The sequence below is a fragment of the Paenibacillus herberti genome, assembly GCF_002233675.1.
Taxonomy (GTDB): Bacteria; Bacillota; Bacilli; order Paenibacillales; family Paenibacillaceae; genus Paenibacillus_O; species Paenibacillus_O herberti.
Genome location: NZ_NMUQ01000001.1, coordinates 937938 through 961215 on the forward strand (window position 1 = coordinate 937938; position 23278 = coordinate 961215).

The 23278-nt window shown below is 52.3% G+C and carries 27 protein-coding genes and 1 pseudogene; 23 read left to right on the plus strand and 5 right to left on the minus strand.

Annotation, left to right across the window (positions count from 1 at the left end; translation table 11 throughout):
* From tnpC to CGZ75_RS04290, 3 genes are all read left to right on the plus strand, one after another.
* Positions 1-1257 (plus strand): IS66 family transposase (gene tnpC, locus CGZ75_RS04280; protein ID WP_217900044.1); only part of this gene is annotated, 1257 nt, incomplete at its 5' end.
* A 210-nt stretch (positions 1258-1467) separates the two neighbouring features.
* Positions 1468-1965, plus strand: a complete 498-nt coding sequence (locus CGZ75_RS04285) for a hypothetical protein (RefSeq protein ID WP_089523024.1) — start codon at positions 1468-1470, stop codon at positions 1963-1965.
* A gap of 122 nt (positions 1966-2087) precedes the next feature.
* Complete coding sequence (locus CGZ75_RS04290) at positions 2088-2555, plus strand: hypothetical protein (RefSeq protein ID WP_089523025.1); 468 nt, start codon at positions 2088-2090, stop codon at positions 2553-2555.
* 71 nt (positions 2556-2626) lie between these two features.
* Here CGZ75_RS04290 and CGZ75_RS04295 read toward each other — a convergent pair whose 3' ends face one another.
* A complete protein-coding gene (locus CGZ75_RS04295; protein WP_141136662.1) occupies positions 2627-3100 on the minus strand; it encodes a hypothetical protein in 474 nt (157 codons plus the stop codon).
* A gap of 106 nt (positions 3101-3206) precedes the next feature.
* On the opposite strand from CGZ75_RS04295, the gene CGZ75_RS04300 reads away from it, so the two are divergent.
* Complete coding sequence (locus tag CGZ75_RS04300) at positions 3207-3776, plus strand: hypothetical protein (protein ID WP_089523027.1); 570 nt, start codon at positions 3207-3209, stop codon at positions 3774-3776.
* A 13-nt stretch (positions 3777-3789) separates the two neighbouring features.
* Positions 3790-4341: a GNAT family N-acetyltransferase gene (locus CGZ75_RS04305; RefSeq protein ID WP_089523028.1), complete on the plus strand. Its 552-nt coding sequence runs from the start codon at positions 3790-3792 to the stop codon at positions 4339-4341.
* Between the two features lie 526 nt (positions 4342-4867).
* On the opposite strand, the gene CGZ75_RS04310 is transcribed toward CGZ75_RS04305, so the two are convergent.
* Entirely contained in the window at positions 4868-5179 is a 312-nt protein-coding gene (locus tag CGZ75_RS04310) for a hypothetical protein (protein ID WP_141136663.1), read from the minus strand.
* A gap of 396 nt (positions 5180-5575) precedes the next feature.
* Between CGZ75_RS04310 and CGZ75_RS24405 the strand changes: the two genes are divergently transcribed.
* The 5 genes from CGZ75_RS24405 (at position 5576) to CGZ75_RS04330 (ending at position 8657) form a co-directional block, all read left to right on the plus strand.
* Positions 5576-5773: a hypothetical protein gene (locus CGZ75_RS24405; RefSeq protein ID WP_141136664.1), complete on the plus strand. Its 198-nt coding sequence runs from the start codon at positions 5576-5578 to the stop codon at positions 5771-5773.
* Positions 5774-5992: 219 nt separating this feature from the next.
* On the plus strand, positions 5993-6334 hold the full coding sequence (locus CGZ75_RS04315; protein WP_245850699.1) for a helix-turn-helix domain-containing protein: 342 nt from the start codon (positions 5993-5995) through the stop codon (positions 6332-6334).
* A gap of 683 nt (positions 6335-7017) precedes the next feature.
* Positions 7018-7503 (plus strand): hypothetical protein, encoded by a 486-nt coding sequence (locus CGZ75_RS04320; protein ID WP_089523030.1) that lies wholly within the window; start codon positions 7018-7020, stop codon positions 7501-7503.
* A gap of 54 nt (positions 7504-7557) precedes the next feature.
* Positions 7558-8067, plus strand: a complete 510-nt coding sequence (locus tag CGZ75_RS04325) for a hypothetical protein (protein ID WP_089523031.1) — start codon at positions 7558-7560, stop codon at positions 8065-8067.
* A 95-nt stretch (positions 8068-8162) separates the two neighbouring features.
* Complete coding sequence (locus tag CGZ75_RS04330; protein ID WP_089523032.1) at positions 8163-8657, plus strand: hypothetical protein; 495 nt, start codon at positions 8163-8165, stop codon at positions 8655-8657.
* 1 nt (position 8658) lies between these two features.
* Here CGZ75_RS04330 and CGZ75_RS26430 read toward each other — a convergent pair.
* Positions 8659-8922 (minus strand): annotated as a pseudogene (locus tag CGZ75_RS26430) (SAM-dependent methyltransferase); the annotation flags it as partial.
* 919 nt (positions 8923-9841) lie between these two features.
* Here CGZ75_RS26430 and rsmD point away from each other — a divergent pair.
* Together rsmD and coaD are read left to right on the plus strand one after the other, a co-directional pair.
* Positions 9842-10444 (plus strand): 16S rRNA (guanine(966)-N(2))-methyltransferase RsmD, encoded by a 603-nt coding sequence (gene rsmD / locus CGZ75_RS04345; RefSeq protein WP_089523034.1) that lies wholly within the window; start codon positions 9842-9844, stop codon positions 10442-10444.
* Positions 10428-11000: a pantetheine-phosphate adenylyltransferase gene (gene coaD / locus CGZ75_RS04350; protein ID WP_089523035.1), complete on the plus strand. Its 573-nt coding sequence runs from the start codon at positions 10428-10430 to the stop codon at positions 10998-11000. Before rsmD ends, coaD begins: the two co-directional genes overlap by 17 nt.
* A 141-nt stretch (positions 11001-11141) precedes the next feature.
* Here coaD and CGZ75_RS04355 read toward each other — a convergent pair whose 3' ends face one another.
* Positions 11142-12416 (minus strand): hypothetical protein, encoded by a 1275-nt coding sequence (locus CGZ75_RS04355; RefSeq protein WP_089523036.1) that lies wholly within the window; start codon positions 12414-12416, stop codon positions 11142-11144.
* A gap of 135 nt (positions 12417-12551) precedes the next feature.
* Here CGZ75_RS04355 and CGZ75_RS04360 point away from each other — a divergent pair, with 135 nt between their 5' ends.
* Positions 12552-13736: a S16 family serine protease gene (locus CGZ75_RS04360; protein ID WP_089523037.1), complete on the plus strand. Its 1185-nt coding sequence runs from the start codon at positions 12552-12554 to the stop codon at positions 13734-13736.
* A gap of 12 nt (positions 13737-13748) precedes the next feature.
* Here CGZ75_RS04360 and CGZ75_RS04365 read toward each other — a convergent pair whose 3' ends face one another.
* Complete coding sequence (locus tag CGZ75_RS04365) at positions 13749-15026, minus strand: nucleotidyltransferase (RefSeq protein ID WP_342745647.1); 1278 nt, start codon at positions 15024-15026, stop codon at positions 13749-13751.
* Positions 15027-15157: 131 nt separating this feature from the next.
* Between CGZ75_RS04365 and CGZ75_RS04370 the strand changes: the two genes are divergently transcribed.
* The 10 genes from CGZ75_RS04370 to rnc all read left to right on the plus strand — a co-directional run bounded on the left by CGZ75_RS04370 (position 15158) and on the right by rnc (position 22968).
* Positions 15158-15661, plus strand: coding sequence for a YceD family protein (locus CGZ75_RS04370; protein ID WP_089523039.1), 504 nt, complete (start codon positions 15158-15160; stop codon positions 15659-15661).
* A 53-nt stretch (positions 15662-15714) separates the two neighbouring features.
* A complete protein-coding gene (rpmF, locus tag CGZ75_RS04375) occupies positions 15715-15888 on the plus strand; it encodes a 50S ribosomal protein L32 (RefSeq protein ID WP_028597468.1) in 174 nt (57 codons plus the stop codon).
* A gap of 235 nt (positions 15889-16123) precedes the next feature.
* Positions 16124-16669, plus strand: a complete 546-nt coding sequence (gene fapR, locus CGZ75_RS04380) for a transcription factor FapR (protein ID WP_245850700.1) — start codon at positions 16124-16126, stop codon at positions 16667-16669.
* Positions 16666-17667 (plus strand): phosphate acyltransferase PlsX, encoded by a 1002-nt coding sequence (plsX, locus tag CGZ75_RS04385; RefSeq protein ID WP_089523040.1) that lies wholly within the window; start codon positions 16666-16668, stop codon positions 17665-17667. Before fapR ends, plsX begins: the two co-directional genes overlap by 4 nt.
* The gene (locus CGZ75_RS04390) at positions 17664-18650 is read left to right on the plus strand and encodes a beta-ketoacyl-ACP synthase III (protein ID WP_089523041.1); all 987 of its coding nucleotides are present in this window, start codon (positions 17664-17666) and stop codon (positions 18648-18650) included. Before plsX ends, CGZ75_RS04390 begins: the two co-directional genes overlap by 4 nt.
* A gap of 46 nt (positions 18651-18696) precedes the next feature.
* Positions 18697-19641, plus strand: a complete 945-nt coding sequence (gene fabD / locus CGZ75_RS04395) for an ACP S-malonyltransferase (RefSeq protein ID WP_089523042.1) — start codon at positions 18697-18699, stop codon at positions 19639-19641.
* 13 nt (positions 19642-19654) lie between these two features.
* The gene (fabG, locus tag CGZ75_RS04400; RefSeq protein ID WP_089523043.1) at positions 19655-20404 is read left to right on the plus strand and encodes a 3-oxoacyl-[acyl-carrier-protein] reductase; all 750 of its coding nucleotides are present in this window, start codon (positions 19655-19657) and stop codon (positions 20402-20404) included.
* 117 nt (positions 20405-20521) lie between these two features.
* A complete protein-coding gene (gene acpP / locus CGZ75_RS04405; protein WP_021880976.1) occupies positions 20522-20755 on the plus strand; it encodes an acyl carrier protein in 234 nt (77 codons plus the stop codon).
* A 283-nt stretch (positions 20756-21038) separates the two neighbouring features.
* Complete coding sequence (fabF, locus tag CGZ75_RS04410) at positions 21039-22280, plus strand: beta-ketoacyl-ACP synthase II (protein WP_089523044.1); 1242 nt, start codon at positions 21039-21041, stop codon at positions 22278-22280.
* Positions 22270-22968 carry a ribonuclease III gene (gene rnc / locus CGZ75_RS04415; protein ID WP_089523045.1) on the plus strand — a complete coding sequence of 233 codons (699 nt, stop codon included), beginning with the start codon at positions 22270-22272 and terminating at the stop codon, positions 22966-22968. Before fabF ends, rnc begins: the two co-directional genes overlap by 11 nt.
* Positions 22969-23278 lie beyond the last annotated feature (310 nt).

Here is a 23278-nt window from a genome sequence, read left to right on the forward strand (position 1 = left end):
CCTCCCTCCAGCGACGGTCTGCGCAAACCGACGAACTTACGCCAAGCCGGTGGGAAAAAAGGAGCACCGAAAGGGCACCGCGGTCATACCCTCCGCTTCAGCGCGAACCCGAATGAAATCGTCGTACACTCGCTTGAAGCCTGCTCCCGCTGCTCGTCTCCTCTTTCGGGAAGCGGGTATGAAGTGCGGCAAGTGTTCGATCTTCCGGCACCGCGCGTCCATGTCATCGAGCATCGCGCCGAGAAGGCTTGTTGCGCGACGTGCGGATTGGAGCAGCGCGCTGTATTTCCCGCCGAGGTGACTGCTCCTGTCCAATACGGTCATGGCTTCGTCGCTTTGACCACCTATCTGCATGCGTATCAAATGCTCCCACTGGAGCGAATCGGGGCTCTGTTTGAGGACCTGACTGGCCTGCGTCCAAGCGAGGCGACTCTGCTGTCCATGCTGGGGCAGATGAACCGGCAGTTGGCGAAGCCGGAACAGGACATTCGAACGGCGTTGTTCAACAAGCCGCTGGTTTACGCGGACGAGACGGGGGTTCGCGTCATGGGAAAACTGCGCTGGCTGCACGTCGTGTCCGATTCGGAATGGACCTGGCTGGCCCCTCATGACCAGCGCGGAAGTCAAGCCATGAATGAGCTGGGCCAGTTGCCTTTTTATCTGGGAATCGTCGTTCATGACTGCCTGTCGAGCTATTTCAAGGACGACTATGCGTTCATGCATGTGCTGTGCAATGCCCATCTGCTGCGCGAGTGCAAAGGCATTGTCGAGCAGGATCGGCACGCTTGGGCGGCAGGCATGATGGACCTTCTGCAGGAAGCGTGGCAGGTGACGAAGGAGTGCCGCCAGCGTGAAGAGGCCATTCCGGCAGAGGTCATCGAAGCCATCGAAGCGCATTACGATGCGATTCTCGAAGACGGCCAAGCGGAATGGGCGAAAGCTCCGGTCGAGAAGTGGGGCACTCGAGGCCGCAAAGCGAAGAGCAAAGCCGCCAACTTGGGTGAACGACTAGCTAAGCATAAACCGGCCATTCTCCGGTTTCTTCGAGATGCCAAGGTTCCATTTGACAACAATCAGGCGGAGAGAGACTTACGCATGGTGAAGGTCAAACAGAAGGTTTCCGGGAGTTTTCGAACGACGGAAGGCGCCAAGCAATTCGCTCGGATGCGCAGTGTCATTTCGACGATCATAAAGCAGAAGCTGGAGCTGCTCCCTTCGCTCGTTTCAGCGCTGTCGGGGAAACTGAGGCTTAGCTAGACCTAAGTAGTAACCTCTAGCTTCTCCTTAAAGTGCTTTCGGTTAACATATAGTATGAAGGAGTGAAATATATGGATACTAGCATCTGTACCATGTAATATTTTGAATAGGAACTCTTTAATTTAGGTACTTCTTCAGAGTCCGAATCTCTTCTCCCTTCATACTATGACAGTAGGAAGAGCATCAGCTCTTTGAGAGGAGAACTTAATAATGAAAGATGAAAATGCCCGGATTAGCGGCTACAATGGTTACAGTTTGGGGGTTATTCTAGTTCTGTTTATTCTGCTTGTTATTGTTACTTCTGTCTTTTTCTGTGGCCAAATGTACAACGGTGATTCGAGCGGCATTTTAAGCCCGCAAACATTCGGCATCTACAACGATACGAGCTCTTATCAGCTCTCCGTGACTTATCTTACTACAAATGCAATTCCTGTTACTGGGAATTTCGTCAACCCTATACCTAGTGACGGATTCAGCCAATACACGTTATTTCCTCCTGTAACGAACGGTACTGATACGGCTATCATCAGATACAATGTTTTGGATGGCAATGTTATCGTGGGAACTCTTGAGTTCAAACCGACTGTGAGTAGAACATCAACCGGCGTTTCAAGTTCAATAAAGGACATTACAAAAACGGGGCCAATCGTCACGAGCGTTTTCGGTGGCGGCCTGAACTTATCAATTAATAACCGTTTTTCCTCCTAAATAATATCCTGCGAAATTGAATTACGAAACAGCATAGTTGACTTGTCAACTCCCTCTCAAAGCCCGAACTTCTCTAGTCGATCCCTCATAAGATAATAGTAACAATTGAGGAGGGTTCAGCTATGCAGATTGGAATGATCCTGGTTCTGTTTATTTTGCTGGTAATAGCGATACAATGCTTTAACAAGACAAACAAGACAAACAGGACGAACAATGCGAATAATTCACTGGATGTCAATTCATTAGGCTCTATAGGGTTTAACGTTTATAACAAAACAAGTTATATCATGGTTTCACAGTATCTATTCGGACCTGATTTTGAAGAGCCCTATCCAACGTATCATATTATTTTGCCTGGAGGGGAGCATAATTTTCAAGTAAGTATAGGCGACTCTTCTACTTTACTTCATTGGCGTATTGGCAATGCCAACTATGATTTTGAATCCCGAGATGGAAGAGTACACGGATCGGTCAAAATACAGATGGGATACAGGGCCATTCCGAGAAATATAGTAACTGAGGCAGAGACAGAAGGACCGTTTGACGCTGAAACCGGTTCTACCTGGGTTACTCTCAGAGATGATGATTGATAGGCATAAAAAGCGAAAATCCCTTGAATATCAAGGGACTTTTTCATCGTTAGCGGTCTCAAACTACTTAACTAGTCATTTCTAACTGTAATATAAGTACCGCCGGTATTGAAATTAATCGGGAAAAACTCGTATCTTGTATAATTATAAGTTGTGGAAGGCGTCCCGAGCTTTACTCCCATAGAAACAGACAATCTTCCAATTGCTCGTTGATACACAGGGTTTACTACCTCATAAATTACACCTGCCGCTCCACTTGCTCCAGTGCTATTAAGCGCTACCTCGAAGTGGTAATCTTCATCAGGCCCGATCGTGTGCGCTCTTGGAGGAGGACTCGCAAAACCGCTGCTAATTACTGTTGATACTAGAATGAGGGCAAACCTGGTGTCTTCCACCGTTATGTTGTAAACATTGAATCCTTTGGTTTTTCCTTGCGCGGTTAAATTATTGTCTTCTAAACTTCCATCCTCCACGGCACTGCTTAAGCGACTTACAATGACCAATAAAATAAATAAAACCAAGATTACACCCAACTTCATAGTCATCGTCCTCTTCCTTCTGTATGGAAATATATCAACATTATATGAATAAAGCATAGAATGGCGTGGACTCTACGTAAAATCAAGATTTATGGTGACTCGTGGAGGGCTGATGGATATCAGCGGAAAAATTTCGGATCTCAAGTCTAAGGCAGACAAGCTTCGCTCCCAGATATTCGCTCAAAACGAGGAACTGGTGGAGCTCAGCTTGAATGAGGATGCCGATACAGCTGCAACAACAGAGAAAGTGCGGAAAAAACTGAAGGATCTCCGCATAGAACTGGAGGAGACAAGCGACCTCATTGAAAGCTACTCTTCCCGTTCCGGCATGACAGCCGATCAAAGCGGCGAGCTGGAGAAGATCCGTCAAGCGGCCAAATCTGAGCGCGAAGACCGGCTCAAGAAACAAAAGCAATTGTGCAAACATCGCGCGGCTTTGAAAGATAAACTGGAACAACTCAATAAGGAGATGCAGGAGAACGATCGGGAACTCACAGCAGTTGGGCAACCGCGTGAAACTCCTTTAATGGAAACCGCTTCGCCGGTGTTCGAAGTATTTTCACATAAGTTAACATTTTTAAATGTTGACGTTAAGCACGTAAAGTTCGTATCATTAATTGCAAATCGATTCTTCAGCGTGAATAATTTCAAGCGTCACAATCACCGCAGACTAAACAGCTAAAGAGGGCGAAGCCTTGAACCTTAAACCGACGATCGTATTGAAACCGCTAAGTTCCGAGTTGATTGAAGATATCCGTGTAACAAACGAGCCGTTTACACTCATAGGGCGGATCGTGCCTCAACTGCAGAACGGCAAATGGTCCTATGAAGAACAACTGTTCGACGAACCGAAGGATATTCGCTTTCCCGACGATCAGTTGAACTGGGAAGACTATATCGACCAGGAGAACAAGGCTTTGTTCTTGGCTTATATCGGATCAACATGTATCGGACAAATCCGGGTCGTTCGTGATTGGACCCGTTTCGGTTATATCGAAAACATCGCGACAACCCGAGAATACCGGCGAACCGGAGTCAGCAAGCTGCTGTTGGAACGAGCGGAAGCTTGGGCTAAGGACAAGAAACTGGTGGGTCTATCCTTGGAAGCCCAGGATGACAATCTCGTGGCGTGCCGATTCTATGCGAAGCACGGCTTCGTTCTCGGCGGAGCGGACTTGCTCAAGCATACGGGATCGGTCATTGATACAGCACTTTACTGGTACAAAATGTTCGATGAGCTAAGCTAACAGCGAATGACAAAGAGAGCCCGGGGAGGCGATCCACGGGCTCTTATCGTATCCGGAATTCGCAGACGTCGCGCAGATAGTACATGCCAGCGAGGATCAACGAGACCCGTGAACAGATCGACAGCTATGAGTAGGGGTTTTCATTACGTCTTATACACAATGGATTGTATGATGCGTGAGGAGGCTGGCTCTACAGGAGCGCTTGAAGCTTCAGGATGCAAGATATTCATTTGCTGCTTCATTCATTGTCGTCACTCTCCCTCAAGGGAATAATACAACAAAATTATGTAATAACATTTAGCGATTATTTTAATCAAGCTGTAGTACACTATCGTATTCGAAATTCACAAACGCTACGAACATAATACATGCCACTGATCTTCACCTGAACGGGATCGATCAACTCAATAAAACGGGCTAGCGAAGAGGCACTCATTCGAGGGCCTTTTTTCATGCCCAAAAACGCAAGGGGGGCAGGAACTGGTTTCAACGGCGATTAGATATATTTTGCATTACCAACGCTCCATCACTTTCCCATATTCCTTAACAGCGTCATCATAACAATATCATCTGAAGCGTCTAAAACCGATTTAATCAGATATTCCCCTGCTACGAATTTCTGAGTATTTACAGTAATTTGTGAAACAATCTCGTTATCCTGGCTAACCTTTAAAATGATGGATTTCGTCCCTTTTACATCTTCTTGTTGGAGAAATTTGTACATTGCAATTACCATGTGTTCAGTAGCTAAACCTGGATTTGGACCATCAGGCGGGAAACCCATGTGGGTTGTTACTGTTAGCTCCCCCTTTACTTCACGTTCATCAAGTACATCCACTTTAGTGGCAACGTCGAATACTTCAGTGTTTACTGCAGAATCTTTAGAAGAAGTGGGTTCTGGTGAAGGTGAGGCGAACGGAGTTGAAGTAGGGCCACAGCAAGTAATATGCCTGATGAAATTGATATGAACCGCACACAAACACCCCTTTGGTATGAATGGTATTTATTGTATGCGATCCATGTTCATCTATGGTATTTTTTTACGAGCGATTAGCTCTCAGGGGATAGTTTTTGTGCGGATTCGAAGTTATCTTTTCTGATTCTCTTCGAGCTTTCTTACGAAGATAAGCGTAACAGGCGCTGACCGCTGCGTCATCACCAGGGCCAATCGCGGACTTCTACCGCCGGCTCTGCCGGATTGAACGTCCGAGGGATTATATGGTCGAGCCCAAATATGGTAAGGGTACGATACGAGGCGTATTACCACAGTGGAGAGTGGGAGCGCGAGCCGTTGCAACCGTCAGGCAAGAAGATATTCCCTGCGGTCTGGATTAGCGGTGTCGGCGCTTATGCGGGTATCCAGCAGGGGCGGAGCTTTCGGGTTGTGCAGGGTAAGCCGGAGGAAATCGTCCGTATGATGGAACGACGATAGAAAGACGGCTTCACCTCAACAGTATCAAGCCTTTCTGGGTTTCCAAACGACATAAAAGAGACGGATATTCCGAATACCGAAGTTTCTATATCCTATATCTTCATAGCCTTTCTGCCGAAGCAATGGCAGGGGGCTGTCTTTATATTCCTGGGATATTGGAGGCTGAAAAAGTATGGTTAAACAAAGGGGGATTTCTGCTCAAAGAGAGGCTACAGGTTCATGAGGCTGCAACTGGAACTGAAAGATGAGAGGACATTAGGCGACTGGTTGGCTAGTCGTATTGAGAAGCATGTCCTTGAGGAATACGGCTTGCTTATTGAAGTAACCTTAATGAATGATAGCCCAGCTCCTAAGATCAATCCAGCCCCGCAGAAACCAAAGAACACTAATGATAAATTGCCGGAAGTAATGAATGTTGAAGACGTACGGAAAGTATTAGGGATAAGCAAGAACGCGGCCTATAGCTTGGTTAAGTCCGGGGAATTTCATGTCGTTAAGATCGGGAAGAAGATTCTGATTCCAAAGGATGGGTTCTTGGAGTGGCATGGATCATCGAGATAAAATGGTGCCCATCTGGTGCCCAATCTTTCAAATTGTGAAAGTGAACAGATGCGATATAACAGAAAAAGCCTTGATAAATAAGGGTTTCCAAACAAAAAATCGAGGCCCCCTTGCGGGGGCCTCTTTCATGGGAGAGGAGAAACCGGACGAAGAGCTTATGGGGAAACGTAAGCCTTCTCCGCGGTGTCTACGGCATCTCTCGACGCCGATAATTACAGGTTGCTCTAAGATGGGCAAATATATACATGGGAGACGGAAATTTGGTGAAATGATTTCCGATAAGCGACATGATGCTGGAAGGCTTAGGGATGTAACCCGATACAGCTGTCGCTCGGGACGATCTCGATCGTGTACGACAATACGAGATCATCTCAACAATTAATGTGCATCTGACGCATCGTCAATACGTGGAGATTCAAAGAACCGTTAAAGCTTTTTAAAAAGGCTTAACGGTTCTTTGTAATTTCTGTTAACTATGAATCTATATGGACACATGCCGGGTTCCGACACCTTCCCGTTACATACACTATTAATAGTTAGATAGGAATACAAGAGTCTGGTTATACCGCAAAGGTAACGCGATTGATTATTTTCGATCAGTCCGATGCCGATGTCAGTGTGCCTTTTTCGCCATCAATTGTTGACAGGAAATCCATTACTGGCACTAGAAGAGGAGGTTCGCTATGAATAATAGGCCCGCTTCATCAGCAAAAAGCAGTTTTAGCAACCCGGGTATTATTCTCATTCTGTTTATTCTGTTAGTTGTCGTTGTCGGTTCCGTTCCTAAAACGCGAAAACATAATGGATCATCCTCTGAAGTATTATCAACGGCAGGATTCATCGTTAGAAACGATACGTTCTATTACACGCTCGTCTTAACTGGTTTAGAGGGAGAAACGCAACTGCCCGAGATTATTTTTATGCCCCCTGGCGGCAGTGTTCGCTTCGAGGTACCTAGCAGAGCATTCGAAACGACCAGGGCCAATATTAAGTACACTGTGTTCGACGAAGATGGGGAATCGCTTGGCGATCTCACATTTACTCTTGTAAATCCAATCGTTTTTCCTACATTCAGCAACATCAAGACGACAGCGCCAATCAATACGCAAAAAACCAGCACAGCTTACCCGGACGTTACTCCATTATTGATTGTTACGGAAAAGTACTAAACACAAAAATCGGAAATGAACAAGGGTTATTCGTATTAACAGGAGGGGATATGGATGAAAGATAGACTTAACAAATCGGGAATTAGCAATAGAAATGGTAAAAGCATAGGAGTTATTCTCGTTTTGTTTATTTTGCTCGTTATTGTTACCCGCGTCTTTAATCCTACAAGAAACAGAAACGAAAACAGAACCAGGAACGGTTCGTCCTCTGCAACGGAAGAGTTTCGAAGATTCGACATCATAAACAATACTATCGGTTATACAGCCGTCCTTATTGGACTTGAGGGGGATGCGGGCCAGCCTACTCTTATTTTTATTCCTCCCGGCGGAAGAACTAGTTTTGAGCTGCTAAACATTCCATTCAATCTCACCACAGCTACCGTCAAGTATGACATCTTAAATGAGGAAGGTGTTTCAGTAGGAGAGCTGAATGCCACACTGTATAATTCAAGTGTTTATATCCCTGGATATATTAATATCACTACAACTGGGCCGATCACAACAAGGACAAATTACGGTCCGTCTCCAGACTTCATCCCACAGTTGACGATTATAGATGTATGATTGCCAGCATGTGATCCGCATAGAATCGAGGGTCTCTGTAATTAAACACTACATCAACGAAACCTATACAAACTTTGATTTAGGAGGACTTTACAATGGATGATTTACCCGAGATATCGACGATAAACTCATATAAAAGCGCCGGATTAGTTCTCGTTCTATTTATTCTGCTGGTCATCGTTAACGGCATCTTTTTCAACGTTTCGAACCGCGCTAATGCCAGTGATGAACTAAATGATACTTTCATCGCCGCATCTTTAGTGTTTGAAATCTCCAACCAAACTTATTCTTACACGCTCAGACGCACCTCATTTGTGGGAGACACAGGAACGCCAGTCCCCAGCGCAACAATTGCACCCACCCGAGCCTCCCGTTTGCCAGTGAAAAAGGAGTTGTTCAGGATGACCAGCGCGACTGCCACTTACGATGCGTTAAACCAAAACAACGCTAAGGTTGGCGGATTCCAATGCACGATGTTTATAAGTGACAATGGGGATGCTTACTTTACTGGTGTTACGAAAACAGGATCAATCAATACCACCGTGACTTTTTCGGGAGAGACTCCGGTATTGGTTATTAGAAGCTCTTAAGTTACGGCTTGCGGAACAACACAGTCCACAAGAACGATTCGCCAAATAATGAATTAGGTTGTTCAATTTTTTGCATTCTTCTAAACTCTATGACTTCAAAGTTTTTGAAAATGGTTTTGATTTTTTTCTCCGTGTAACCTAATCCACCCATCAGGCTTCGTGTACGATAAACCTCCCAATCGATCATATCTGACCCTGTTGATCCCGATGCAAAACACACTAATCCGAAGTGTCCCCAAGTTATCGCTTCCTGCGAAAGATCAATGCCATCGGGAGAGCTTCCGATTTTGAATGTCTGGAGCACGTAAAATATCAATGTTGTGAAAATGGTCCGAGATGGTCCGCTTTTTATTTTTTTCAAAAGTTTTTTGATTGAGAGAGGCAACAGCCGCCCCAGCATCGATTTGTTTTACGTATATTGCAAGCAGATAGAGAACTTTTTTGCTGCTGATCGCTAGATATGCTGTTAGAGACCAAAGCTTTACTAAAAGGGAGACTGATAACGAGAACCCAAAATTCCGTTCCAACCCAAGCGTCATTCTCATTTTATTTATTTTGCTAGTTGTAGCCGTCGGAGTAACATCTCATGAGTAACTGAAGGGCTCTGTCCCTCCTCCTGGCAACGGATCGGGTATATTATCGACTGCGGGGTTCCTTCTTCGAAATGACACCGTTACTTTTACGCTAGTAATCACAGATATAAGAGGGGAGCCTGTAGGTTTGCCAAGCCCGATATTTATGTATCCGGGGGCCCTTAATAGTTTTGAGCTGCCAAGTAGAGTATTTGAAACAACTCAGGTTCATGCCGAATATACCGTATTCAGCGAAATGGGGGAAATTCTGGGGTTACTGAATTTCACGATGAAAAATCCGATTCATCTTTCCTACATTCAGTAATATTAGAACGACAGCTCCAATCAATACAAGAACTACGACTACGGAATATCCGGAAGTGAATCCATTATTAATTGTTACGAATAAATAAGCATAAGCAGCGAAATGAATGTAGTAATGCGGAGCTTGAGCGCAGCAGGTGCATCTATCGGGAATGTAAATAGTAGCGTGCTTTGGGAGTGGAACGGATACCGAGCTCCGCCAGCGCTTTCATCGAATACTTCGGATGTGGTACGATAGGAGGGCCATTTTGGCGGCAACTGCCGCAGCAACAGGAGGACCGTTCATCCATGAGAGTGATAGCGGGCGAAGCTAGAGGGCGTGCGCTCAAAGCCGTGCCAGGAACTAACACAAGACCGACGACCGACAAGGTCAAGGAAGCGATTTTTAGCATGATCGGCCCCTATTTCGACGGAGGCTGGGCGCTGGATCTATTCGCAGGCACGGGTGGTCTCGGTATCGAGGCTCTGAGCCGGGGGATGGAAAAAGCGGTGTTTGTTGATCAGGACCGCAACAGTATATCAATAATCCGTGCCAATGTCGCAACAACTGGGATGACGGCGCGATCCGAAATCTATACGAATGATGCCGGCAGGGCCGTGAAGGCGCTGGAGAAGCGGGGAATGCGCTTTTCAGCGGTTTTTCTTGATCCACCTTACCGGTTAACCCATATGGACGAGCTGATCCTGCAGTTGGATGAGAGGAAGCTGTTGTCGGATGATGCGGTGATTGTCGTGGAGCATGACGGTTCGCATGAGTATCCCGAGGTAATCGGAAGATGGGAGCAGCGGAAGAGATCGGCATACGGAGAGATAGCAGTGACATTATATCGCTGTCGCCAAGACGATCGTCAAGACGGGGATACGGAGGCTGGAAATGGACAACAGGAATAACGAACAATTACTCGGTGGGGCGCTGTCCGGCGGCAATGAGACGAGCTTAGTTGATGTGGGATGTGGAAAAGGCAGAATCGCAGTTTACCCGGGCAGCTTCGATCCCGTCACCTGTGGGCATCTGGATATTATCCAGCGCGCTTCGCGCCAGTTCGATACGGTTATCGTCGCAGTGCTCAACAACACGAGCAAGAGCCCTCTTTTCTCCGTGGAGGAAAGAAGGGAGCTGCTGACCGAGGTTACGCGGGATATTCCCAATGTGCAAATCGACAGCTTCCGCGATCTGCTCGTTCGTTTTATGCGTTCCAAAGGGGCTCGCACAATTGTGCGCGGCATCCGTTCCGTAACGGACTTCGAGTACGAGCTGCAGATGGCGTCTACGAATCATCAGTTGGACGGGGAAATCGAGACGATCTTCATGATGACGAATCCGAAGTATTCCTACCTCAGCTCCAGTATCGTAAAAGAGATTGCCCGTTTCCAAGGAAGCGTGAAGGATCTCGTTCCCCCTCCCGTCGAAAGGGAGCTGCTTCTCAAATATTCCGACCGGCCTTGATAAAGGCCGGTTTTTTGCATGGGCATGGGCGGGACTTTGGCATCGCGTGAGCATGATATGACAGGGCGTGGGTAGGGTAGAGAAGTGTATAGCAGAGCAAGCATGAGCAGGGATAGGTAGGCTGATTGCGGCAAAGCCGCTTCAGCGGCGCTCTGAGCCTGCACCTAGGCGGTGCAAGCTGGCCAAAGCGCCAGTTGCGGCGGACAGCACCAGCAGAGCCGCGATGAGCCCGGCCATCAGCGGAAGCTGCAACAGCAGCGAGCTGCGCAGTACGTTTGCCCAGGCGCCAGGCTCTTGCAGCAGCTGAGCTGCAAAAGCCTGCCATGCGGGCACATGCGTGCCGCCTGCGGCAAAGGCTGGCGCTGCTGCTGTCATCAGCGCCTCCAGCGGGCGCCATAACAGCAGCGCCAAGCCGCCGGCCAGCATGCCAGCGAGCAGGCGCGCGCCGGCTAGCGGCAACAGCCGCAGGCCGGTGCCGAAGGTTGCGCCGCCTGCTTGCAGCAGCCCGCAAAGGCCGCCCCAGCCGAGGGCTACGGCTAGAACAGCCGCCTGCAGCATAGCGGCTGGCTCTGGAGCATGCCAGCTGGCGAGCGAGGCGGCGCCAAGATGCACCTCTACAGCTGCGTTCAGCGCTGGGCCGCGCAAGGCGGCAGGCAGCAGCGGCTGCAATAAACGCAGCAGGACGGAGGCGAGAATGATCAGGCCGCCGGTTGCCATTAGTTGTTGGACGGCTCCGGCGACGCCGTCTCCGAGTGCTTTTCCGAAGCTGCGGCCATCCCTGTTTCTGCCATCTTCCATCGCCTGTAATGCACGTGAAAACAGCGAGCCGCTGCCAGTGGATTCATGGAGGTCCTTTTTTTCCAACGAAGCAGAAGGAGCGTCACTTGCCCTGTGGTTGGAGAGGGTTTCACCAGAGCGGGGGAGGGCCCAAGCGCTTAGTAGGCCGGCAAGAAGCGAACCGAGCCAGATAATCGGCAGCAGTAGCAGGCCGTACAGTGGTTGGTGTAGGAAACCCGCGCCAAGCACGACAATGAGGAAAAGTGGATTCGGCGAATGGGCCAAAGCAAGCAGACGCTGCCCCTCGCGACGGGTCAGCCGGCCGCTCGTAACGAGCTTCCCTGTGGCTGCAGCGCCAGCTGGAAAGCCGCTTGTCCAGCCTTGAACGAGCGCCCAACCAGCCGATCCAGGCAGGCGGAGCAGCCGCATAAGAGGGGAAAGCAGGACGCCAAGGCCGTCTGCAAGCCCGAAGGCCAGCGTCAACTCGGCGAGCACAAGAAAAGGCAGCAAGGCAGGAAATACAAAGTTCCACCACAAAGAAAGGCCGGCCAGCGAAGCCTGGAACGCCTGGGACGTGCCGCTGACAATAGCGACTACAAGCAGGATGGCGGCACAAGCGGTAATGAGGGAACGAAACATCGGGGGTCCTCCTTCAAGTCGTTGCCGCCTGCCGAGATCCACTGACGTGCCGTTCTGGGCGCCGCAGCTGATCTATGGACAGGACACCTATTTATACGCGGCGACGGACGAGCTTAGAAGGAGAAGGAGCAGGCGATGAAACTAAACCATCCTTTGAATAGGAAAAAAGCCGCGCAGCAGCGCCCCGTGATGAGGGTGATTATCGCACTGATCTTGTTTGCGGCAGCGATCTTTGGCATGACGATTCCGAAGCTTTATTATATTTCCGAACCTGGGTTTTCCAGAGACGCCGGTGGATTGATCCAGCTGCCGCACGCCAGCGGCGAGGATGAAGAAGCCATAACCCGCACTCCGGGTACAGCCAAGTCCCCTGATCCGACTCCTGATGCTAATAGGGATAAAAAAATAAACGAAAAACTAGCGCCGGCTCCCGGCTGGTATTACACGACTATACGTCTAGATCGGGCTAACATGCTCCAAGCTTTATCAGCCTGGATCGGTCCGGGAGAGGTTTATACGGCCCGATCTGTTCTGGGCGGATTGAACGAAGCAAGCTACATGAAACGAATGAATAGGATCATGCTTCTTGCGTTGCAGGATGCAGCCGAGGCGGCTATGAAAGAAGCGGGCATACCGCTGAAAAGCGTACCGCAAAGCGTAGTTGTCGAGTCAGGCGGGGCGTTTGGCGACGCCTTTAAGCTGGAGGTGGGAGATATGGTGCTGAAGGCGAATGGAAAGCCCATTCACGAAATGGTAGGGCTACTGACCGAGCTGGATGCAGCCTTCTCCGCCGAAGCCCCGATGCGTTTGGAGGTGCAGCGTGATGGAAATCGACTCCAGCTTGAGGGCCGAGTTGAACTGCAAAACTTGGCGCTGTTAAGTCGTTCTATAGGTTCCGAGGATAGTGGACTGCCATCATTCAATGAGCTGCGGCAGCTGTATCTGCCAGGACAATCGGAGCCGTTGAAATGGGGCGAAGCTGGAGCAGGAGGTCCTTCAGCAGGTTTGATGGCGGCGCTGGCCTGGTACGACTCGCTGGATCAAGGTGATCTGCTTGCCCGTCGTGCCATCGCAGGTACAGGCACATTGGATGTGGAAGGCTTTGTAGGGGCTGTAGGAGGAGTCGCGGAAAAGGTGAGCGCCGCCGCTGCGGCGGGAGCGGAATGGTTCCTTGTGCCAGCTTCAGAGGCGAAGCTAGCTGAGAAGGCGGCGCGGTCGGTTGGGAAGAACGACCGCACCGGGCAGGAGATGAAAATCATCGCCGTCACCAGTTTGGCGGAGGCAATCGAGAAGCTGCAGTTGGACGATAGTAACCTTTAAGATTCAACTCATCTACAGCCGAACCGGCGGTTCGTAATAGTCGCGTAGCAGGCGGCGCGGATCGGTCTGGCCGCCGGCGGCGGCATAAACAGCCGTGCCTCGCACGTCCAGTTCCAGCAGCGGCAGCTCAGGTGCTCGCGCGGCGCTCATGAGCACCGGAACGGAGGCGCTTGAGCGCATGCGCGCGAGTAGCTCTCGCCCGCGCTCAGTGAAGCCCAACACCCGGATGTAACCGGGTCCGGCAGCGAGCCGCTCGCGCGTCAACTCGGACTTGCGCAGATTGAGCAGCACGCCGAGCAGCGCCCGCTGCAGGCGGGTGCGGGTGTAACGCTTCGTTTTGAGCGCGCCAAGCAGCTCATCGAATCCGAGCGTGGGGAGGGTCGGGAGCTTGGCTGAAATTCGATGCTGCAATCCTTCCGCAAAACCGAGTGTACCAGCCAGCGATTCATGAGACTCTGTCAGCAGGCGATGCAGCAGCGCCGGAAAATAGTCCTCCCACTGGCGCGGAGCAGCGCCAGTGGCGAGCTGCTCCTCCAGCACTCTCAGCGTGCTGGAGGGCATGTACGGCGCGAGCGGGGCGGCATTGCCCGCTTCCTCAAGCATGCGCCGCAAAGCCGTCGCGCTGGCGATGGAGCCGCTACCGGCCACGTCGTGGTAGCCGGCTCCCTCTCGCTCGATCGTGAGCGGCTCCATGCGGCCGCCGATCCGCTCCAGCGCGATCAAATAGTGCAGCCCCAGCGTCATATTCGGCTGGGCCAACTGCTCCTGCGTTAGCGCGAAATCGCCGCCAGCCGCCAAGCCCCCGTCCCGGGCCGCATCGGCGCACAAATACTCCGCTGCCGCGGCCGAGTAAGCGGACGGGTAAGCAACTCCCTCGGCGAGCTTCGCCGCCAGCAGGGCGCGAAACCCATCCGTCTCGGCAGCGAGCATGCTCGCTGCCCGGCGCAGCGGAGCCAGCTCGCCGCTCTCGCTGCCGAAGCAGAAGGCGTCGACGACACCCGTCGACTCTAAGACGGAGACCGCGCCGTAGGCGAACCATTCCGCAGGCTGTACGGAATAGGCAAGCGGCAGCTCCAGCACGAGGTCGCAGCCGCCCTCCAGGGCGGTGCGCGTGCGAGCCCACTTGTCCATTAGCGCCGGCTCGCCGCGTTGTAGGAAATGGCCGCTCATGACGGCGACGGCGGTTTCTGCACCGGCGGCTTCTTTGGATTTTTGCAAATGATAAGCATGTCCGTTATGAAAAGGGTTATACTCGACGATAAGGCCGACGCTTCGCATTGCATTTAGCACCTCTGCTTGGAGAAGAAATTGTTGCTCCTACTATACCATGGTGACGGCAGAGCAGCGAATTGCTCCGGGATTCGGTTGACAAAAGGTTCCCCGTCTCGATATAATAAATTTTGTTTGTTTGGAGTGATCTTATGGAATTTCGTGTCATGGAAGTCGTGTCCAAAGGGCTGACTTCGAGCTTCCGCGAGAAGCTGGATGTCAGTGAACTGCTTCAGGAACGCAAGGATATCGTCTCGGCTAAGCCGCTGTCCGTAGAGTTGGATGTTGGGCCTTATGGAAAGTCTGCTGGGGTCAAGGGTGAGCTTAATGCGGATCTGACGATGGTCTGTTCACGTTGCCTGGAGCCGGTGGAGAAGCAATTTTCGATTTCAATCGAAGAGCGCTTTGCACTTGCCACCACGGTGAAGAATCCGGACGAGGATGAGGATCTCATCATCGTCAAAGAGGACAAGGTCAACCTTCAGCCTTATGTGGAGGGAACTTTGCTCATCTATCTGCCGCTCGCGCCACTCTGCAGTGAAGACTGCAAGGGGCTGTGCCCGGATTGCGGAACCAACCTGAACGAGCAATCATGCGGCTGTTCCAGGGACCGTATTGATCCCCGGTTCGAGGCGCTTAAAAAGCTGCTGGAGTAGAACCACTAGGCATGATTGAATGCAACGCCGATCTTTGAAGGAGGTGTTAAACAATGGCAGTACCACAACGCAGAACGTCCAAAACCCGCCGCGACAAACGCCGCACGCATTTCAAGTTGACTGTGCCAGGCATGGTGAAATGTGAGCAATGCGGAGAGCTGAAACTGGCTCACCATGTTTGCAAAGTTTGCGGATACTACAAAACCAAAGAGGTTATTTCCCAATAATCTCGTTTGTCCCGGGTTCGGGACTCCCGAAGCGTTCGCCCTCGTGGCGAGCGCTTTTTTATTATTCATAATGATTACATATAGCTCTTTTGGTTTGCGGGCGCGGAATAATTTCTATATACTGAATTGGTACCAGGTGTTAAACTTCGGAATTGTGCATACTTATCTTTCAAAGGTGGTGCAGGTCATCGAACGCCTTCCGAAAAAGCAGCGGCACCAGCAGCTACTGAAGCATATGGAGGATAATCCCTTCATGACGGACCGCGAGCTGACCCGCCTGCTAAAAGTCAGCATCCAAACAATCCGTCTGGACCGAATGGAGCTCGGCATTCCCGAGCTGAGGGAGCGGCTCAAGCTCATGGCGGAGCGCTCCTACGATCCGGTCCGTTCACTGCAGGCCGATGAAGTGATCGGTGAGATCGTGGATTTGCAGCTCGACAAGAGCGGCATCTCTATCTTCGAGATCAGCGAAGAGCATGCTTTCGCCCGTACGGGCATTGCCCGCGGGCATCATCTGTTCGCTCAGGCGAACTCCTTGGCTGTCGCCGTCATCAACGATGAGGTCGCGTTGACGGCGACGGCGGATATTCGTTTTCTGAGGCCGGTCCATCTCGGGGAAAAATGCATCGCCAAGGCTTACGTTCGCCGCGCCGGACAGCGCAGCAAAGCCAAGGTCGAGGTGTTTTCCTACGTTGGGGACGAGCTTGTATTCGAAGGTCAGTTCGTGATCCATCACTCCGGCAACGAGGCGGCCAGCATAGAAGGAGGAGACGAGCATTGAGAATCGCGATTGACGCGATGGGCGGAGACCATGCCCCGGGACAGATCGTCAAAGGGGCTCTGATTGCGGCGCGAGAATGGCCTGATACGGAGCTTGTGCTCGTCGGCAACCCGGAGGCCATCAAGGCGCATATTGAAGGAGCGCTGCCTCCAAACCTCATCATTCATCCGGCGTTAGATGTAATTGAAGCCGATGACGAGCCTGTACGTGCCGTCCGCCGTAAGAAGGACGCCTCCATGGTCGTAGCGGGACGGCTCCTCCGCGAAGGTCAAGCTGACGCGATGCTGTCGGCTGGCAACACCGGCGCGCTAATGACGACAGGACTGCTCGTCGTAGGTCGCATGGAGGGCATTGAGCGGCCAGCGCTAGCTCCGGTGCTTCCGACGCTAGACAACATCGGCGTGCTGGCCCTGGATCTTGGAGCCAACATGGACGCGAAGCCGGAGCATCTGGCGCAATACGCGATCATGGGCAGCATTTACCGTGAAAAGGTGCATGGCATTCAGCGTCCGCGAGTCGGCCTGCTCAATGTCGGCACAGAGCCTGGCAAAGGCAGCGAGCTCACGAAAGCAGCTTTTGAGCTGATGGAGAGGGCGCCGATTCACTTTATCGGTAACGTAGAATCCCGCGACGTCATGCAGCGCAGCTGCGATGTTCTGGTGTGCGACGGATTTTCCGGCAATATTTTGCTGAAGGCGATGGAGGGAACAGCGGGGGCCGTGATGAAAGAACTAAAGGACGCCTTCAAAAGCAGCTTGCTCACCAAGCTTGCCGCAGCCATCATGATGCCAGGGCTTAAGGGGCTCAAAAACAAGATGGACTACGCACAGTACGGCGGCGCTCCGCTGCTCGGCGTGAATGGCCTCGTCGTGAAGTGCCATGGCTCCTCGGACGCAGAGTCGGTCAAAAATGCGGTCCGCCAAGCGCGGCTCGCCCTGCAGGCTCGGCTCATCCCGACGCTTGCCGCTGAAATCAAAGGAAAAGAGGTCTCCTTATGACATTAATCCCGGTGGGTATTATCGGTACGGGCAAATATGTTCCAGAGCGTGTCCTGACGAATCAGGATCTGGAGCAAATGGTGGAGACCAATGACGAGTGGATCGTCACCCGCACTGGAATCCGCGAACGGAGAATCGCGGCCGAGCATCAAGCGACCTCCGATCTCGCCTACGAGGCTGGCCTCAAGGCGCTGGAGAGCGCCGGGCTGACGGCTGAGGATCTGGATCTGATCATCGTAGCGACGATTACGCCGGATATGTTCTTCCCGTCTACGGCAAGCTTGCTGCAGCATCGGCTCGGCGCTTCCCGCGCAGCAGCTTTTGACCTGTCGGCAGCTTGCTCTGGCTTTATCTACGGCCTAGCTACCGCGTCCAATATGATCGCAACAGGCATGTACAAAAATGTTCTGCTGGTGGGAGCCGAATGCCTTTCGCGTATTACGGACTATAGCGACCGCAACACTTGCATTCTGTTCGGCGACGGAGCTGGAGCGGTTGTGCTCGGCGAGGTTCCGGCAGGGCGCGGCTTCCAATCATTTGAGCTCGGCTCGGACGGCTCAGGCGGCCAGCTGCTCAAGATTCCGGGAGGCGGCTCACGCCTGCCATCTTCGGCGGACAGTGTTGAATCCAAACAGCATTATCTCAAAATGGCTGGCAACGACGTGTTCAAATTCGCCGTCCGCGTCATGGGTTCTTCCGCTGAGAACGCCCTTGCTAAAGCGGGCATGACCAAAACCGATATTGATCTGCTTATTCCGCATCAGGCGAACATTCGTATCATCCAGTCGGCCTTGAATCGTTTGGAGCTTTCGGAGGACAAGGCTATGGTTAATCTGGATCGCTACGGCAATGTGTCGGCGGCCTCGATTCCGCTGGCGCTTGCCGAGGCGGTAGAGCAGGGACGCGTCCAAGAGGGCGACAAGCTGCTGCTCGTTGGCTTCGGTGGCGGACTGACCTGGGGAGCTTGTACGCTCGTTTGGTAAGCTTATTTTCAACCGTTATCATATGTAGAACCGGGAGGGCATTCGCTTGAGCAAAATTGCATTTGTATTTCCGGGACAGGGAGCCCAAGTTGTCGGAATGGGCAAGGATCTGTACGAATCGAGCCCGCGTGCCCGCGCGGTGTTCGAGGAAGCGGATTCCGCGCTAGGTTTCCCTTTGTCGGATATTATATTCAGCGGACCAGATGAAGCTCTGAAGCAGACCGCGAACACGCAGCCTGCTCTTCTGACGGTCAGCATTGCCTTTCTAGAGGCGTTCCGGGAGTCCGGTATTACGCCTGACTTTGCAGCAGGACATAGTCTCGGTGAGTATAGTGCGCTGACGGCTGCTGGATCACTCGGTTTTGCCGATGCGGTGCGCACTGTACGTGCTCGCGGCGAGTTCATGGAGCAAGCTGTACCGGGCGGCAAGGGTGCGATGAGCGCTGTGCTCGGTGCGGAGCGTAAAGCTTTGGCAGCACTCTGCGCGTCTATATCTGCGGAAGGACATGCTGTTGAGCTGGCTAACGTCAACTGTCCAGGACAGATTGTCATTTCCGGCAGCGCCGAAGGCGTCGCCCTAGCTGGTGAGCGGATCAAGGAAGCGGGAGCCAAGCGTGCTATTGCGCTGGAAGTGAGCGGTCCTTTCCATTCCTCGCTGATGAAGCCGGCGGCGGAGCGCCTATCCGAAGTGCTGGAGCATGTCGCAATTAGTGATGCCTCTGTACCGGTCATTGCCAATGTCACGGCAGAAGCTGTTACATCCGCCGCCGACATCCGCAGGCTGCTTGTTGAGCAGGTATACTCTCCGGTGCTGTGGGAGGATACGGTGCAGGGGTTGATCCGCGAGGGCGTGGACACTTTTGTCGAGCTCGGTTCGGGAGCAGTGCTGGCGGGGCTTATCAAAAAAACCGACCGGAGCGTGCGTGTCCTGTCCGTGAACAGCGTTGAATCGCTGCAAGCGGCAGTTGCCGAGCTTCAGTCTCAATCCTAAGGAGGTACGAGGAATGTTTGCAGATTTAACTGGCAAAACGGCTCTCGTCACCGGAGCTTCGCGCGGCATCGGCCGGGCAATTGCCGTAGCGCTTGCCGAGGCTGGCGCGGATGTCGCCGTCAACTATTCTGGAAGCGAAGCGGCAGCGGCTGAGACTGCCGCTGCCGTAGAAGCACTCGGCCGCAAGGCACTCATCCTCAAAGGCGACGTCGGCAAATCCGCTGATTTCGATGGTTTGGTCAAGAGCGTCCTGGAAGCTTGGGGCAAAGTCGATATTTTGGTCAACAATGCCGGCATTACGCGTGACAACTTGATCATGCGCATGAAGGAAGAGGAGTTCGACCAAGTTATCGAAACGAATCTGAAGGGTGTATTCAACGGCATTAAAGCCGTTAGTCGCCCGATGATGAAGCAACGCTTCGGCCGTATCATCAATATTTCTTCGGTCGTTGGCGCGCTAGGCAACCCTGGGCAGGCCAACTATGTGGCGGCTAAAGCCGGCGTTATTGGCTTGACGAAGTCCTCTGCCCGCGAGCTGAGCTCGCGCGGTATTACGGTCAACTGTGTTGCACCGGGCTTCATCGAGACGGATATGACGGGCAAGCTGCCAGAAGAGGCGCGTCAGGCGCTCTTGGGCGGCATTCCGCTGGCCCGTCTGGGCAAGCCGGAGGATATTGCTGCGGCCGTGCGCTTCTTGGCATCCGATGCAGCGGGTTACATGACCGGCCAAACCGTCCATGTAGACGGCGGCATGTACATGTAACTTGGAGCATCCGGCTATGCTATAACGCAGTGCGTAAACGGTTGTACAGCATGGAGCCGTTTACGTGTGGCATTTTGAAACAGATTCTCGTATAATACCATGGAGGAGGTGAACCGGATGTCCGAAGTAGTGGATCGCGTCAAACGCATCGTAGTCGATCGCCTTGGCGTTGACGAAGCGGAAGTAACCCTCGAAGCTTCCTTCAAGGATGACCTCGGCGCTGACTCGTTAGACGTTGTCGAGCTGGTCATGGAACTTGAAGATGAATTCGACCTGGAGATCTCTGATGAAGATGCAGAGAAGATTACAACTGTGGGAGAAGTAGTCAATTACATACAATCTCATACGTAATTGCCAACAAGAGTCCCGTTTTACGACGGGACTTCTCTCTTACACAGGGGCAATCTCCGCAAGGTTCTTCCTATGCAGCTAGCCGTGCTGTGGTAATGCTGCCTTCAATTAATCCGCTGCCTGCGCCACTGATGTGACAGGCGCTGGAATCATCCCGCTTCATCTGATTTAATTGCAAGCAGCCCGCGCCGCTGGCGCCGGGATTCCTATATAAGTTAGACAAGCTATACGACGGTTGAACAATCGCCGTCCATCTTGCCGTTCTCCGAGGTGAATAATGTCCATGAAAAATAGAGTCGTAGTTACCGGCCTAGGTGTTTTGACAAGCTTAGGTGACAACAAGGAAGAGTTCTGGGGAAACCTGATGGAAGGCAAGTCGGGCATATCCAGCATCGAATCATTCGACGTCTCTGACTATACAACACAAATCGCGGCGGAAGTTAAAGATTTCAGCCCAGAGAAGTACGGACTGGACAAAAAGGAAGCACGTCGCATGGACCGTTTCGTCCAGATGGCAGTTGTAGCGAGCCTAAAGGCGATTGAAGACGCAAAGCTGCGCATTGGCGAGAACAGCGATGCCGAGCGCACGGGCGTTATGGTCGGCTCCGGTATCGGCGGTTTGGGAACTTGGGAAGATCAGCATAGCATCCTTCTCGAAAAGGGTCCTAAGCGCGTCAGCCCGTTTTTCATCCCGATGATGATTGCTAATATGGCATCTGGCCAAGTGTCCATGGCGACAGGCGCTAAAGGCCCTAACTCGACGGTCGTGACCGCCTGTGCGACTGGAACGCATTCGATCGGTGATTCATTCAAAATGATCCAACGCGGCGATGCCGACGTTATGATCTGCGGCGGCGCCGAATCGACGATTCGTCCGATGGCGATGGCTGGCTTCTGCAGCATGCGGGCGATGTCCGTGCGCAACGATGAGCCACAACTAGCCAGCCGTCCCTTCGATGTCGACCGTGACGGTTTCGTCATGGGCGAAGGAGCGGGCGTACTGATCCTTGAGTCGCTGGAGCATGCACAGGCGCGTGGCGCACATATTTACGCTGAGGTTATCGGCTACGGTATGAGTGGCGATGCGCATCATATGACGGAGCCTGATCCTGCTGGAGCGGCACGTTGCATGAAGATAGCGATCCGCGATGCCGGCCTCAAACCGGAAGATATCGATTACATTAATGCTCACGGTACTTCGACGCCGGTTGGCGACAAGTCCGAGACGATTGCAATCAAAACGACATTCGGCGACCATGCATACAAGTTGGCTGTCAGCTCCACCAAGTCGATGACGGGCCATCTGCTCGGCGCCGCGGGCGGAGTAGAGGCGGTTATCCTGGCAATGACGCTGGAGCAAGGTATTATCGCACCGACGATCAACCTTGTGAACCAAGATCCAGAATGCGATCTTGACTACGTACCGAACGTACCACGTAAAGCGGATGTGCGAGTGGCCCTCTCGAACTCTTTCGGCTTCGGCGGCCATAACGCGACGATCATCTTTAAAAAGCATGAAGCGTGATCGATTTCAAGATCTTCAGCGGCAATTGGGCCTTCCGTTTCGCAAACCGCAGCTGCTGAGACTGGCCTTTACGCATACGTCTTATGTCAACGAGCATCGGAGCAGTGTTTCTGAAGACAACGAGCGGCTGGAGTTTCTCGGTGATGCCGTGCTGCAGTTGCTCGTCTCGGAGCATCTATTCCAGACTCATCCCCAGCGGCCCGAGGGCGAGCTGACCCGGATGCGGGCGGCTATCGTCTGCGAGCCATCGCTGGCGCGCTTTGCAGAGCTGCTCCACTTTGGTTCCTTTGTCCGGCTGGGCAAGGGCGAGGAGCAGCTCGGCGGACGACAACGTCCGGCGCTGCTGGCGGATCTGTTTGAAGCTTTTGTCGGTGCGCTCTACTTGGATGCCGGTGTGGACACCGTTCGGGAGTTTCTCCGCAAGGAGATGTTCCCGCGGCTGGAGGACACGCCTGGGCTATCCGGCAAGGACTACAAGTCCAAGCTGCAGGAGCTGGCGCAAAACTTGTCACTCGGCGCAGTGGAATATCGCGTAGCCGAGGAGCGAGGCCCTGCTCATGACCGTGAGTTCGTCGTCGAGGTACTGGTCGGCGAGCAAGTGCTTGGCATCGGCTCCGGCCGCACCAAAAAAGAAGCCGAGCAACGCGCGGCTGAGGAAGCTTGGGAGCGGACACGCGAGAAAGAATGACCGTCTGGGCCGTATGGTCACAGGCGGGCGCCAAGGCAGTCCCGGTTACCTGATCGTTTACAGGTGCCCGGGGCTTTTTTGGTCGAATGGAATATGTATCCTATGCTGTATCGAGAGGTTGCGAGGCTATTTCGCTCATTCTCTCCTATGAGTGCGTGTTCAAAAAGGTCGCCATTCAGCACCGAGAAGGTTGTGAGAACCAGAAGAAGAAGGAGGAGCGGAGTGTAGGTAAACCTACATGAGCACCGGACTTCGAAGGTGAACACAAGATTCGATGTCGAGTTGGCTTCCTGCTTTACTTCGTGATCAA

Excerpts from the sequence above, each read along its gene's own strand:
- CGZ75_RS04330 (WP_089523032.1), top strand. The coding sequence starts at position 8,163 with ATGGATGATTTACCCGAGATATCGACGATAAACTCATATAAAAGCGCC.
- coaD (WP_089523035.1), top strand. The coding sequence starts at position 10,428 with ATGGACAACAGGAATAACGAACAATTACTCGGTGGGGCGCTGTCCGGC.
- CGZ75_RS04360 (WP_089523037.1), top strand. The coding sequence starts at position 12,552 with ATGAAACTAAACCATCCTTTGAATAGGAAAAAAGCCGCGCAGCAGCGC.
- CGZ75_RS04370 (WP_089523039.1), top strand. The coding sequence starts at position 15,158 with ATGGAATTTCGTGTCATGGAAGTCGTGTCCAAAGGGCTGACTTCGAGC.
- CGZ75_RS04315 (WP_245850699.1), top strand. The coding sequence starts at position 5,993 with ATGAGGCTGCAACTGGAACTGAAAGATGAGAGGACATTAGGCGACTGG.
- CGZ75_RS04300 (WP_089523027.1), top strand. The coding sequence starts at position 3,207 with ATGGATATCAGCGGAAAAATTTCGGATCTCAAGTCTAAGGCAGACAAG.
- fabF (WP_089523044.1), top strand. The coding sequence starts at position 21,039 with ATGAAAAATAGAGTCGTAGTTACCGGCCTAGGTGTTTTGACAAGCTTA.
- fapR (WP_245850700.1), top strand. The coding sequence starts at position 16,124 with ATGGAGGATAATCCCTTCATGACGGACCGCGAGCTGACCCGCCTGCTA.
- CGZ75_RS04390 (WP_089523041.1), top strand. The coding sequence starts at position 17,664 with ATGACATTAATCCCGGTGGGTATTATCGGTACGGGCAAATATGTTCCA.
- CGZ75_RS04295 (WP_141136662.1), bottom strand. The coding sequence starts at position 3,100 with ATGACTATGAAGTTGGGTGTAATCTTGGTTTTATTTATTTTATTGGTC.
- CGZ75_RS04320 (WP_089523030.1), top strand. The coding sequence starts at position 7,018 with ATGAATAATAGGCCCGCTTCATCAGCAAAAAGCAGTTTTAGCAACCCG.
- CGZ75_RS04355 (WP_089523036.1), bottom strand. The coding sequence starts at position 12,416 with ATGTTTCGTTCCCTCATTACCGCTTGTGCCGCCATCCTGCTTGTAGTC.
- rpmF (WP_028597468.1), top strand. The coding sequence starts at position 15,715 with ATGGCAGTACCACAACGCAGAACGTCCAAAACCCGCCGCGACAAACGC.
- fabG (WP_089523043.1), top strand. The coding sequence starts at position 19,655 with ATGTTTGCAGATTTAACTGGCAAAACGGCTCTCGTCACCGGAGCTTCG.
- rnc (WP_089523045.1), top strand. The coding sequence starts at position 22,270 with ATGAAGCGTGATCGATTTCAAGATCTTCAGCGGCAATTGGGCCTTCCG.
- CGZ75_RS04325 (WP_089523031.1), top strand. The coding sequence starts at position 7,558 with ATGAAAGATAGACTTAACAAATCGGGAATTAGCAATAGAAATGGTAAA.
- CGZ75_RS04285 (WP_089523024.1), top strand. The coding sequence starts at position 1,468 with ATGAAAGATGAAAATGCCCGGATTAGCGGCTACAATGGTTACAGTTTG.
- rsmD (WP_089523034.1), top strand. The coding sequence starts at position 9,842 with ATGAGAGTGATAGCGGGCGAAGCTAGAGGGCGTGCGCTCAAAGCCGTG.
- CGZ75_RS04290 (WP_089523025.1), top strand. The coding sequence starts at position 2,088 with ATGCAGATTGGAATGATCCTGGTTCTGTTTATTTTGCTGGTAATAGCG.
- acpP (WP_021880976.1), top strand. The coding sequence starts at position 20,522 with ATGTCCGAAGTAGTGGATCGCGTCAAACGCATCGTAGTCGATCGCCTT.
- CGZ75_RS24405 (WP_141136664.1), top strand. The coding sequence starts at position 5,576 with ATGGTAAGGGTACGATACGAGGCGTATTACCACAGTGGAGAGTGGGAG.